The organism is Botrimarina colliarenosi (assembly GCF_007859955.1).
GTDB classification, from domain to species: domain Bacteria; phylum Planctomycetota; class Planctomycetia; order Pirellulales; family Lacipirellulaceae; genus Botrimarina; species Botrimarina colliarenosi.
This window is the reverse complement of record NZ_SJPR01000003.1, coordinates 36,450-47,836: the sequence shown is the minus strand read 5'-3', so window position 1 is coordinate 47,836 and position 11,387 is coordinate 36,450. Positions and strand designations below refer to the sequence as shown.

At 64.7% G+C, this 11,387-nt stretch carries 10 protein-coding genes and 5 tRNA genes; 1 reads left to right on the top strand and 14 read right to left on the bottom strand.

Going from position 1 to position 11,387, the window contains the following annotated elements:
- Window positions 1-337: 337 nt before the first annotated feature.
- The 13 genes from rplL to Pla108_RS11740 form a co-directional block, all read right to left on the bottom strand.
- A complete protein-coding gene (gene rplL / locus Pla108_RS11800) occupies window positions 338-757 on the bottom strand; it encodes a 50S ribosomal protein L7/L12 (protein ID WP_146445162.1) in 420 nt (139 codons plus the stop codon).
- 229 nt (window positions 758-986) lie between these two features.
- Window positions 987-1,526, bottom strand: coding sequence for a 50S ribosomal protein L10 (gene rplJ / locus Pla108_RS11795; protein ID WP_146445161.1), 540 nt, complete (start codon window positions 1,524-1,526; stop codon window positions 987-989).
- Window positions 1,527-1,666: 140 nt separating this feature from the next.
- On the bottom strand, window positions 1,667-2,344 hold the full coding sequence (gene rplA, locus Pla108_RS11790; protein ID WP_146445160.1) for a 50S ribosomal protein L1: 678 nt from the start codon (window positions 2,342-2,344) through the stop codon (window positions 1,667-1,669).
- A 234-nt stretch (window positions 2,345-2,578) separates the two neighbouring features.
- Window positions 2,579-3,004, bottom strand: a complete 426-nt coding sequence (gene rplK, locus Pla108_RS11785; protein ID WP_146445159.1) for a 50S ribosomal protein L11 — start codon at window positions 3,002-3,004, stop codon at window positions 2,579-2,581.
- Between the two features lie 44 nt (window positions 3,005-3,048).
- Window positions 3,049-3,858 carry a transcription termination/antitermination protein NusG gene (gene nusG / locus Pla108_RS11780; RefSeq protein ID WP_197526506.1) on the bottom strand — a complete coding sequence of 270 codons (810 nt, stop codon included), beginning with the start codon at window positions 3,856-3,858 and terminating at the stop codon, window positions 3,049-3,051.
- 75 nt (window positions 3,859-3,933) lie between these two features.
- Window positions 3,934-4,365, bottom strand: a complete 432-nt coding sequence (gene secE, locus Pla108_RS11775) for a preprotein translocase subunit SecE (protein ID WP_146445158.1) — start codon at window positions 4,363-4,365, stop codon at window positions 3,934-3,936.
- A gap of 124 nt (window positions 4,366-4,489) precedes the next feature.
- Window positions 4,490-4,562 (bottom strand) — tRNA-Trp (locus Pla108_RS11770).
- Between the two features lie 61 nt (window positions 4,563-4,623).
- On the bottom strand, window positions 4,624-5,823 hold the full coding sequence (gene tuf / locus Pla108_RS11765; RefSeq protein ID WP_146445157.1) for an elongation factor Tu: 1,200 nt from the start codon (window positions 5,821-5,823) through the stop codon (window positions 4,624-4,626).
- Window positions 5,824-6,073: 250 nt separating this feature from the next.
- A tRNA-Thr gene (locus Pla108_RS11760) sits at window positions 6,074-6,146 on the bottom strand.
- A gap of 94 nt (window positions 6,147-6,240) precedes the next feature.
- Window positions 6,241-6,311: transfer RNA gene (locus Pla108_RS11755), tRNA-Gly, on the bottom strand.
- Window positions 6,312-6,414: 103 nt separating this feature from the next.
- Window positions 6,415-6,496, bottom strand: a tRNA-Tyr gene (locus tag Pla108_RS11750).
- Window positions 6,497-6,665: 169 nt separating this feature from the next.
- A tRNA-Thr gene (locus Pla108_RS11745) sits at window positions 6,666-6,738 on the bottom strand.
- Window positions 6,739-7,168: 430 nt separating this feature from the next.
- The gene (locus Pla108_RS11740; RefSeq protein WP_146445156.1) at window positions 7,169-8,824 is read right to left on the bottom strand and encodes a sigma-70 family RNA polymerase sigma factor; all 1,656 of its coding nucleotides are present in this window, start codon (window positions 8,822-8,824) and stop codon (window positions 7,169-7,171) included.
- Window positions 8,825-9,220: 396 nt separating this feature from the next.
- Here Pla108_RS11740 and Pla108_RS11735 point away from each other — a divergent pair, with 396 nt between their 5' ends.
- The gene (locus Pla108_RS11735) at window positions 9,221-10,528 is read left to right on the top strand and encodes a hypothetical protein (RefSeq protein WP_146445155.1); all 1,308 of its coding nucleotides are present in this window, start codon (window positions 9,221-9,223) and stop codon (window positions 10,526-10,528) included.
- On the opposite strand, the gene Pla108_RS11730 is transcribed toward Pla108_RS11735, so the two are convergent.
- The gene (locus Pla108_RS11730; protein WP_146445154.1) at window positions 10,525-11,316 is read right to left on the bottom strand and encodes a hypothetical protein; all 792 of its coding nucleotides are present in this window, start codon (window positions 11,314-11,316) and stop codon (window positions 10,525-10,527) included. The two genes, Pla108_RS11735 and Pla108_RS11730, sit on opposite strands and share 4 nt — an antisense overlap.
- Between the last annotated feature and the right edge of the window lie 71 nt (window positions 11,317-11,387).

The window sequence follows — 11,387 nt, the reverse complement described above, 5'->3', positions numbered from 1 at the left end:
CCCTGCCGAGCGGACCGGGCGTCGACGCCCAGTCCGAGCGACGAGAGCCGGAACGAGCGATCAGGCGCGCGACGCCAAAGCGCGTACCCCGAGCCCTGACCGGTGGAGGGCCGATTTTCGCTTTTCAGCGATCGGCTCTGCCGGCCCGCGGCGCGGGGTTGGCGCAGGTGACGTGCTAGAATCCAAACTCATCCGTGGCGACAAAAGAAGCAGGGGCTGAAAGGCCCCAACCGACGCGGGCGCCCGAGCCGGGCGCGACGCGTCGTTGGGCCTCGACACCCCGCCGCTTGCCGAGCCCAACCGGGCCCGCCATGACGACGGGGGTGCGACGCCTCGATCACTTGATCGAGACTTTCGCGCCCGCTTCTTCGAGTTCCGTCTTGAGCTTCTCGGCCTCTTCCTTCGAAACGCCTTCCTTGAGCTTCGTCGGGGCGCCTTCGACGGCGTCCTTGGCCTCCTTGAGACCCAGGCCGGTCGCGGTGCGGACGACCTTGATCACGCTGATCTTGTTGTCGCCGAACGACTCGAGCACGACATCGAACTCGGTCTGCTCCTCAACAGCGGCGGCGCCGCCGCCGTCGGCCGGACCGGCCATCATCACAGCGCCACCGCCGGCGGCCGGCTCGATGCCGTGCACTTCCTTCAGGTAGTCGCTGAGTTCCTTGGCTTCCTTCAGGGTCAGGCCGACAATCTTGTCGCCCATTTCCTTGATCGTGCTGGCAAACTCACGGGCTTCCGCCACGGCTTCTTCGCTCATCTTTGCTTCTCTCTTAAAAGTCGTTGCTACGGGCCGGCCGGCCCAAACTGGTCAGATCGGCCTGTAAGGTCGAACGGGGGTTCGTCGCGTTCTACGGGGGTACCGGCCGGGCAAACGCTGCTGAGGCTGCGCCACAACCGAGTGGTCTACTATTCTTATCGTCTTGTTCGCAGTCCGTTGCGAGGGCCCGCTCCGCTGCGGAGGAGCCGCCTGGGCGAGTCCGCGGCGATCACTCGCCGGCGTCCTCGCCACCTTCCTCTTCGCTCTTCTGCTTGATCTGGCTGGCAAGCATCTTCGCCGGGCCGAGCAGCTGAGCCGACAGCGTCATCGCCGGGCCCATGATCTGGCCCGAGATCGTGCTGAGCATCTCGCCACGGGTCGGCCACTTGCTGACCGCCTTCACTTCGTCGGAAGACAGCTTCGCACCGTCGAGCACGCCGCCAGTCGGCTCGAAGAGCTTGAACTGGGGGGTCTCGGCGACCGCGATCACTTCCTTCGCGAGCGCGACCACGTCCTCGGCGCCCCACACGACGGCCTGAGCGCCCTGGGCGCCCTCGAAGGCCGGCGCCAGCACCGTCCCTTCGGTCGCCCGACGGGCCAGGCTGTTCTTGACCACCATCATGTGGATGTTCTTGCCGCGGAGCCGCTTACGCAACTCGACGGTGTCGTTGGCTTCCATGCCGGCGAAGCTCACCAGCATCAGTTCCTCGACCCCATCCCACTTCGTGGAGAGGTCGTCGGTCATCATCTCTTTGACGTACTTGCTCATAACGGAGGCCGTAGGCTGGAGACTAAAGGCGGAAGGGTCAACGGGAAGGACCGCTCCTCGCTCTTAGCCCTCTTCTCTTTGCGAGCCCGGCCGAAACTGGCCAGGAATTGAATCACGAAGGCGAAACATCACAAGCCGCTTTAGACCGCCAGCCGAACGCTGGGGCTCATTGTGGCCGAGATGTAAACGCTCTTGACGTAAATACCCTTCACCGCCGATGGCTTCATGCCGACCACCTTGTCGACGAAGGCCTGAATGTTCTCCGACAGCTTGTCGGCGTCGAAGCTCAGCTTGCCGACAATCGCCTGGACGTTGCCGCCCTTGTCGTTGCGGAACTCGACCTTACCGGCCTTATACTCTTCAACGACCGACGCCGGGTCGGGCGTCACGGTGCCGGCACGGGGCGACGGCATCAAGCCACGAGGGCCAAGGACACGGCCCAATGGACCGACAACCTTCATCATGTCGGGCGTCGCGATGCAGACATCGAAATCGGTCCAGCCGCCGAGGATCTTCTTCGCCAGCTCGTCGTCACCAACCTCGTCGGCGCCAGCGACCTCGGCCGCCTTGGCCGCGGGACCCTTGGCGAAGACCACGATCCGCTGGACCTTACCGATGCCGTTGGGCAGGACGATCGAACCGCGGACGATCTGGTCGGCCTGCGTGTGATCAACGCCGAGCCGCATCGCCACCTCGACCGACTGGTCGAACTTGGCCGCGTCAAACCCCTTGAGGGCGACGACCGCGTCCTTCAGCGGGAGCGGATCGCTCGGACGCTTCTTGGTGGCGGATTTGAGCCGCTTGCTTAGTTTTGGCATCGCTGCTTCACCCTTGGTAGGTTCGCCAGAGCCTCGCCCCCCTGAGGGGACCGGTCCGGCTGTTATTTGGGGAAGTGTGGTCCAAACCGCCGTGCAAACTTGCTTGGCGTCCCACCTTCATGCGTTGTCGCTTGATCTTTCGTTAACTCAGCGTTCACCAGCCGCCTTGGGTCACTGGGCACCTTGGGCGACCGGCTTCGCTTTCATCCCTCGACCCAGCCAGCCATCGACCACTCAACCCTCAACGACTAAGCCCATGCTGCGGGCCGTGCCGGCGATCATCCGCGAGGCGTGCTCGACATCGCGGGCGTTCAGGTCGTTCATCTTCATCGTCGCGATCTCTTCCAGCTGGGCCTGGGTCACCTTGCCCACCTTCGTCTTGTTCGGCACGCCCGAGCCCTTCGCCAAGCCAACCGCCTTCTTGAGAAGGACGGCCGCCGGGGGGCTCTTCGTGATGAACTCGAACGAACGGTCGTTGTACAGGCTCACCACCACCGGGATCATCATCCCGTTGGCTTCCCGCGTGGCGTCGTTGAACGCCTGCACGAATTGGCCGAGGTTGATGCCGTACTTACCCAGCGCCGTGCCGACCGGGGGGGCCGGTGTCGCTTGGCCGCCCGGGATCTGGAACCGCGCCTGTCCGACTAATTGCTTCGCCATCTGTATTACTCTTCTCGAAGGCCTGGGGCCTGAGACCTAAGGCCTCAAAGCTTTTCTACCTGCCAGTATTCCAGCTCGACCGGCGTACTCCGCCCGAAGATGCTGATCATGACCGTAATCTTGCCGCTTTGGTGGTCGATCGCGTCGACGTCCCCTTCGAAATTCTCGAAGTTGCCGTCGGTGACCTTGACCTTGTCCCCTTCCGCGAACTTGATGTTCAGCTTCGGGCTGTCGTCCTCGCCCTCTTCGCCCTCTTCCTTAGGGAGAATCTTCTCGATGTCCGCTTGGCTCATCGGGATCGGCTTGCCGGACGCCCCGGTGAAGTCGCCGATGCCCGACGTCTCGCGGATCGCAAACCAGGTGTCGTCGTTCACGTGCATCTGAACGGCGATGTAACCCGGCCAGATCTTGCGTTCGACGGTTTTCTTCTTACCGTTCTTGAACTCGGTAACCTTCTCGGTCGGGACGATGATCTCGCCGAAATACCGCTCGATCCCCTCGATCGCCACCTTCCGCTTCAGCGCTTCGGAGGAGGTCCGCTCGCGGTTGCTCTGAACCTTGAGGATGTACCAATTGATTTGGATATCCTCGGCCAGCTCCTCCTCGCTCAGCTCTTCGATCGGGCCCGTGGGGGCGAGCGCGATGGTCTCTTCCTCGTCGTCCATCGCGGCTTCGGCCGCGTCGAGCTCGGCGGCCTCGACCGCCAGCCGCGCCGTCTCCGCCACTTCCTCGGCCGTCGGCTCTACCGGCGTCGCCTCGGCGGCGTCATCCGACACATCATCGACCGGCGCCGCGGACGGGGTGTCCGTGGCGTCTTGCGGCTTGACTTCGCTCTCTAACGTTTCGTCGCTCAACGTAACCTCTTCGCTGTGGGCGCCCGCACGGCTGCGACGGGTTGGTCGCGGCGGGGCTAACTGTCAATCAACCGCTCAGCCAAACAGGCCGAAAAGGTCGGTGAGCAGTTGACCCGACAGCACGTATTTCAGGATCCAGTCGTACATAAACAGCAGCCCGGCGAGGCCGAAGATCACGAAGATCACGACCGCCGAAGCCTTGAACAGTTCCGACTGCGTCGGCCAGCTGACCTTGCCCATCTCCGCCTCGACGGCGATGAGAAACTCAGCGAACTTCGGCAGCTGGATGAGGCGGAAAGCGGCCCAGCCAGTCACGGCCAGCAGCGCCAGAGGCGCGCCAAGCGCGACGCCGCTGGAAGCTCCCTCCGCCTCGAGCCAGCCCTTCAAGGACCACGCCCCGACCGCCAACACGACGCCGATCGCAATCAGCGTCACCTGACGGGCGTTGCGCCCCTGCTTTGGCTTGAACAGCCGCAGCTGAAACAGTTCTTGAAGGTAAGCGGTCACCGTTAATTCGCCCTAGTCGCGATGGCGGCGCCGCCGCCCTGTCTTTCAGCCCCGGCCATCCATTGGCCGGAAGTTTGGCTTCGCTCGTCGTTCGCTTTGGCTCTTCGCCTGCGCCACCGATCAGCAGGGGCGGTGGGACTCGAACTCACAACCCCCGGTTTTGGAGACCGGTGCTCTGCCAATTGAGCTACGCCCCTAAATCAAGCACAAATGGCGAAGGGCCGTCGCCGGCTTGCTTCGCCACCTGTGCTTCGTCACTTACTCAAGGATCTTCGACACGACGCCCGAACCGACCGTCTTGCCACCCTCGCGGATAGCGAAACGGGCGCCATCGTCCATGGCGATCGGCTTCGACAGCTCGACGATCAGCTTGGCGTTGTCGCCAGGCATGCACATCTCGGCGTCGCCGGCCAGGTTGGCGGCGCCGGTCACGTCGGTCGTACGGAAGTAGAACTGCGGACGGTAGCCGCTGAAGAACGGCGTGTGGCGACCACCCTCTTCCTTGCTGAGGATATAGACCTCGCACTCGAACTTGGTGTGCGGCTTGATCGAACCCGGCTTGGCCAGACACTGGCCACGCTGGATGTCCTCACGCTTCACGCCGCGGAGCAGGCAGCCGACGTTGTCGCCAGCCAGGCCCTGGTCCATCGTCTTGTTGAACGCCTCGACGCCGGTGCAGGTCGTCTTGACCGGGACTTCCGTCAGTCCAACGATCTCGACTTCCTCGCCCACCTTGACGGTGCCGCGCTCGATACGACCGGTGGCCACGGTGCCACGGCCTTCGATCGAGAAGACGTCTTCGATCGCCATCAGGAACGGCTTGTCGGTCTCGCGAGTCGGCTCGGGGATGTAGGTGTCGATCGCTTCCATCAGCTCGTCGATGCACTTCTGAGCCGCCGGGTCCGACGGGTTCTCGTAAGCGGCCTTCGAGTTGCCACGGATCAGCGGCACGTCGTCGCCAGGGAAGCCCTGGGCCGACAGCAGCTCACGGACCTCGAGCTCGACCAGCTCCAGCAGCTCCTCGTCATCGACGAGGTCGCACTTGTTGAGGTAAACCACGATCTTGGGCACGCCGACCTGGCGGGCGAGCAGGATGTGCTCGCGGGTCTGCGGCATCGGGCCGTCCGGCGCCGACACGACCAGGATCGCGCCGTCCATCTGGGCGGCGCCAGTGATCATGTTCTTGACGAAGTCGGCGTGGCCCGGGCAATCGATGTGGGCGTAGTGCCGGTTGGGGGTCTCGTACTCGACGTGAGCCGCGGCGATCGTGACCGTCTTGGTCGCGTCACGCACCGTGCCGCCCTTGGCGATGTCGGCGTACGACTTGAATTTGGCGAGCCCCTTAGCCGCCTGCACCGCGACAATCGCGCCGGTGGTCGTGGTCTTGCCGTGGTCGATGTGACCGATGGTGCCGACGTTGACGTGCGGCTTCGTACGCGCGAAGGTGTCCTTGGCCATCTTTTTCTCTGAACTCGCTGGTAGTTGCTGAAAGGGTGCTGGTGTTAAAGAGCCACGCTCTTGATCCTAACTCTCCCAAGAGCCCCAGCCCACCCGGGGGCCAAGGCCGTCAAATTTCTTCTCTGCCGCCTCTGTTCTCAAATCGACGCTGTTTCAATCGACTCTGTGTTTCGATCGACTCTGTTTCACTTCAAACCGACGCCTCACTCCCTCTGGCCGCATCTCTCTGGCCGGCGAGCCGGCGCCGCAGAGCTGCTGACGAGACTTGAACTCGTGACCTCGTCCTTACCAAGGACGCGCTCTACCAACTGAGCTACAGCAGCAGGTAAAGAGCGTTGGGCTGTCAGCGGTCCGCCGCCAGCTCCGCAACTCAATAACTCAAAACCGTCGCCTCGAAAACGCTTTATCAACTCTGCAAGCGGGTGAAGGGAATCGAACCCTCGTCATCAGCTTGGAAGGCTGTTGCTCTACCATTGAGCTACACCCGCGATGAAATCCGGAATTTGGATTTCGGAATGCGGAATGATGCCTGGCAACGCCCTCCTAGGGTCTATTCCGCATTCCGCATTCGTCACTCCGCATTCGAACCAGTGGTGGGTGCAGGATTCGAACCTGCGAAGGCATAGCCATCTGATTTACAGTCAGACCCGTTTGACCGCTTCGGTAACCCACCTTTTCCGGCGTCGCCGCCCCCTGCCCTCGACGCCAAAGCGTCGCCGACAAGAACCGACGGCCGACCAAGGCCGGCCCGCCGAGGCGGCCGCCCTCGCCCTGCCCTCCGCCGCCACACCGACAGCCACCGGCAGGCGGCCCGCTGGCCGCACCGCCCGTCGCTGCCCGAGAGCTAGCGGAGGGACTTGAACCCACAACCTGCTGATTACAAATCAGCTGCTCTGCCAATTGAGCTACGCTAGCACGAATCGCGGCGATCTCTCCGCTCCGCCACCTCGCTCGACGAACTCACCTCTCAGATCAACCAGCCGCCAGAGGAAGGGTGATTCCACTCGGCGCGGGCCCGAAACACGAGCCGCGTTGAGGAAGGTCACCCCGTACCGGAAGCCGGAAAGTCGCGGGAATCGCCCAATATAGCGGGGGACCCGACCCCCGCAACCCCACAACTTCAGGCTTTCGCTCGCAAAAGCCGATCGATCGCTCCTCCAACCGGCGACTGGGGGGCCTCCCCGACTCGCCTCACGCTCAACCCTCACCAGGAACTCAGCCGCGCTTCGCCTATAAAAAGCCCGAGCCGCGGCCGCCAGCGAGCGGCCCCCCCTGCCTCGAAGGCGGAAGGTGAGACGCTCCGTGGTGGCCGCGGCTCGGACTGGAACCATCGGCAAATGGGCCGCTACAGCTCCAGCGCAATGCGGTCTTCTGCCGCCGCGGCCCGGAGCTTCGTCAAGGCGCGGGCCTCGATCTGGCGGACACGCTCCTTGGTGACCCCCATCTCGGCCCCCACTTCCTTGAGCGTCAGCGGCTCGCGGTTGTGGTCCAAGCCGAACCGAGAGATCACGATCTGCTGCTCGCGGTCGTCGAGGCGGCCGAGGATCTTGCGGATTTTCTCCACCCGGTCCTTCTGAGCCGCTTCCCGCAACGTCGGGTTGGCCCGGTGCTCTTCGGTGCTGTCGAACAGCTCGTCGTAGCTGGTCCGGAACCGGTCCTGGTGCTTGTACTCGCCCGGAATCGTCCGGGCGTAGTTCTTCACGATCGCCCAGGTGGCGTAGGTGCTGAACTTGTTGCCACGGGCGAAATCGAACTTCTCAATCGCCTTCATGAGCGACACGTTGCCGTCACTGACCAGCTCGAAGAAGCTCTGATTGGGGGTCATCCGCTTCTTCGCGATCGACACCACCAGCCGCAGGTTGGCCCGCGAAAGGTAGTTTTTGACCTCCACCGCCTCGGCGTAGAGCGACTCGATCTCGTCCATGACGACCGACTGGGGCCGCTTGGGGTCCAACGAGTCGCGTAGCTTGGCCGCCTTGTATTTCAGGTAGTTGTACTTCCTGAAGAGGTGCCCCTCCTGCTCGCGGGTGAGCAGCGGCACCTCGTACAGGCTCGCCAAGTAGGCGGGCAGATCGCTCGGCCGCCGCGCCTTCCGCGGAGCGGTTTCTGGCTCGGGCATCGGCCCCAGGCAGGCCGCATCGGCCCCCTTCCGGCTAAACCGGTCGTTGGGGATCAGGTCCAACGGCATCCGCTGGATCCGCTCGAAACGGGCCTCGGAAATCAGCCGATAAACCGTTGTCTTCGACCGGCCGTACCGCTTCATCAGCTTCTCGACCGACGCGCCAGCCAGGTGCTCGGCGTAGATCTGCTCTTTCTGGCGGTCGGAGAGCACGCCGGCGGTCTCGGCGAAGATCGCCTCGCTCTGCTCATGGGCGGCCAAAATGGCCCGCACCGTGTCGGCGGTCCGGCCCGTCCGGCCCACCAACAGCCGGATCGCCTCGGCGCGGCCGTAGCCCTCTTCCGCCAAACGGCGGGCGTCGGCGATCAGTTCCAGCCGCTCGGTATCGGTCAGCTGGCGGAAGCGGGCCCCCCGTTCGACACGGTCTTGATTGGCGCGGACAAACCGATCGACGCTGCTACGCAAGAAGCCGACCCGCTTGCGTCCGTCGAACAACAGCTTACGGCTCACGAGCCCCGCTTCGCGCCAACGGGCGATCGTCTTGGTCGAGACATTGAACTGCTTCGCCAGGTCCTCGACCGTCAAGACCTGCTCACCGACGGCGTCCGCCGGCAGATCGACCGAGTCGCTGAGGTCCTCAACGAGCAGCCGAAGGTCGTGGATGAGGTCGGCGCCGGGCGCCTTGTCGCGGTCGGGGCGGACCCATCCGCGGCAGCCGATCCGGGTGACGACCCGATCGACCGCGTAATCGCGGGCCGGGTCGAGCTCCGCCACCGCCCGCTCGACTTCTTCGAGCCGGCGTAGACGCTCATCGGTGCTCGCTCGGCGGATTTGCTGCCGGCGAAGCTCGTTGATGGTGTCGATGCGATAGGAGCGTTGCATGTTTTTTCAAACGGACAGCGGTCAGAAAGTTCAGCGGCGTCGTCCCAGCGTTTGCTAGCAGCGCGACGTTAGCCGAAGAGCCGCATGGGTTTACGCGCCGGTTCCCCGACTTGAGCGGCTCTTGTTGTACGCGGGTTTTTTACGTTTGGTCGAGGGAAACTTCGTTTCCTGGGGCCGACCAGGCAGAAATCGGGGCCCTACTGTCCCCCTCGCTTACCCAAACCCCGCCGACGCGAAGCGGAAAAGAACACCGCGTCGCCGCTGCGCCACTTCTGGGGGGACGGATGGCGTCATGCCGACTCGTCGACAGGTCGATCATGTAAAGGAGACGTGCCGTCCGGCCCGAAGGTTCACCGGCGCGGCCCCTAGGACCTCCCTGCAAAACGCCGTCGCGCCATGACCCGATCCTCGCTTCGCTGCGTCTCGACCTGTCTTGCCAGTCTTCTGCTGCTGGTCGGCGGGGCAATCGCGGCCGAATCGGTCGATCTCACTCCGTGGGCCGACCTCGGAAGTGGGCCCCTCGCCGTCGAGGCGTCGCTCCGCTTCGCCGGGTCGGTCACCGCCGAGGGAGCTGCCGACGCGGTCCCGACGCGCGGCGACTACCGGCTCGCCTACGTGCAGGAAGAGCTGCCCGACAGCGGCCCCCAGCCCGTCTTCGCCCGTCGGGTCGATCAATCCGCCGCAGCGCTCCGCGACGACGCCCGACTGCTGTTAGCCCGGCCGGGCGAACGAGGCGCCAAGATCACGGCGGCAAGCGGGCCGCTGACCCGCGGCGAACTGGACCTCGTGCAGCTGGCGGCCGACCCGCTCGATATCGACGGCCTGCTGCCGCTCGGCAATGTCCGTGACGGCGGGACCTGGAAGGTGCCGTCCGGGGCGGTCGAACGGTTGCTGCGGCTAAAGAAGGGCGAAGTCTGCGAGGTGGTCGGAGTCGTTAGTGACATCACGTCGACGCACGCCCGCCTCCGTTTCGCCGGCCCGGTGCATGGCGAGGTGGATGGCGCCCGCGTTGAAATCGACTTGCGGGGCGTGGCGTTGTTCGATCGCCAGCTCGGCCGGGTGTCGCGGCTGAACCTCGCCTGGAAGGAGTCGCGCGCCGTTGGCCCTGCGACTCCGGCGGTCGAGGCCATCGCCAAGCTGAACGTGACAATTGACCCCGCCGACGAGGAAGAACGGCTGGGCGCCGACTTGCTGTCGCAGGCGGCCGCGGCGTCGTCTGACGACCGCTTGCTGGTCACCGCCGGCGGGGGGGCATGGACCCTGCTCGCTGGACGCGACTGGTTCGTGGTCGCCGACGACCACCAGGCCACAACGCTCCGCCGCGTCGAGGGAGGTCAGGTCGCCGCCGTGACGACCCTCGCCTCGACCCCCCAGCGGAAGCTGCCGCTCGGGCAGTTTGAGCGCGAGGTCCGCTACGCCCTCGGCGAGGGACTGCAACAGGTGGTCAAATCGCAAGAAACCCCCGACGACAAGGGCGTACGTCGCCTGATGGTCGCGTCGGTCGGCAAGGCGGAGGAGCAGCCGGTCGAGTGGCGACACCACCACTTGGCGGGCCCGCACGAGGCCCTCGCCGCGACCACGACCCTGCCGGTCGCCGACGGCAAGGCCGACGACGCAGCCGTACGCCGGCTCGTCGAGTCGATTCGGCCCGCGTCCGCCCCGAGTGAAACGGCCGACGCACGGGCGCCCGCCGTGCGACGCTAGCGGCGGCGGCGACCCGCCACGCCGAGGACCACGCAACCAATCGCCGCCACGACGGCGGTCGGCTCGGGGACAGCGACGGCGGCCGTTAGCGGCAGCGCCCGATAGCTGATCGAAGCGAGTGACGACTCGATCGACTGCAGCGCAGCGGGTGGGATGTTGGCGACGGGCAGGCTGGCGAGAACCGTCGCGACCTCGGGAGTGGCGTTGCCGAACAGGTCATCGAGCAGGCCGTCAATGTGGTCGAGCTTGTCCTCAACACGACCGATGACGTCCTCGACCCTGGACTGAGCCTTGCCAAGGGCGTTGTCGACGATCTCCTGGAGGTCCCCGTTGGGCAGATTCCATTCGGGCAGATCGATCTGTGGCAGATCAAGGCCGTCGAGGACACTCTCTGCTCGGCTCAACGCGTCTTCGAGCGCCGAGCGGGCGCGCGAACGGGCCGCGGCGGCACGCTCTTCGACACGGGCCAACGCGTCGCTGACGATCTGATCGACGTCGGGGATGTTGACATCCGGGAGATCGAAGTTCGGCAAGTCGATGTCCGGCAGGTCAACGCCGTCAAGGATTCCGCCCTCACCGAAGAGGTGGTCGAAGGTCGACTCCGCCTTGGACAGGGCTTTTTGAATCGCCGCTTCCGCCCGGGGTGGCAAGTTGATGCTCGTTTCGGGCAGCGTGACATGGATGCCGCGATCCGACAAGAAACTTGACACCGACGACAGCGAGAACGCCCCGGCAGTGGGGGTGATAAGGGCGACCGAGAGGGCTACGGCGACGCTTGTGCGAGACATAGTGGTTGCTCTTTTTGAGAGGTTCTGAGGCGCCGTGGCGTGGGTCGTTCCGACCGGCCCGTCGCCATCGC

What these genes read in the sequence shown, in the direction of transcription:
- rplK (WP_146445159.1), bottom strand. Translation starts at nt 3,004, where the DNA reads ATGGCGAAGCAATTAGTCGGACAGGCGCGGTTCCAGATCCCGGGCGGC.
- rplA (WP_146445160.1), bottom strand. Translation starts at nt 2,344, where the DNA reads ATGCCAAAACTAAGCAAGCGGCTCAAATCCGCCACCAAGAAGCGTCCG.
- Pla108_RS11735 (WP_146445155.1), top strand. Translation starts at nt 9,221, where the DNA reads ATGACCCGATCCTCGCTTCGCTGCGTCTCGACCTGTCTTGCCAGTCTT.
- Pla108_RS11740 (WP_146445156.1), bottom strand. Translation starts at nt 8,824, where the DNA reads ATGCAACGCTCCTATCGCATCGACACCATCAACGAGCTTCGCCGGCAG.
- rplJ (WP_146445161.1), bottom strand. Translation starts at nt 1,526, where the DNA reads ATGAGCAAGTACGTCAAAGAGATGATGACCGACGACCTCTCCACGAAG.
- tuf (WP_146445157.1), bottom strand. Translation starts at nt 5,823, where the DNA reads ATGGCCAAGGACACCTTCGCGCGTACGAAGCCGCACGTCAACGTCGGC.
- rplL (WP_146445162.1), bottom strand. Translation starts at nt 757, where the DNA reads ATGAGCGAAGAAGCCGTGGCGGAAGCCCGTGAGTTTGCCAGCACGATC.
- Pla108_RS11730 (WP_146445154.1), bottom strand. Translation starts at nt 11,316, where the DNA reads ATGTCTCGCACAAGCGTCGCCGTAGCCCTCTCGGTCGCCCTTATCACC.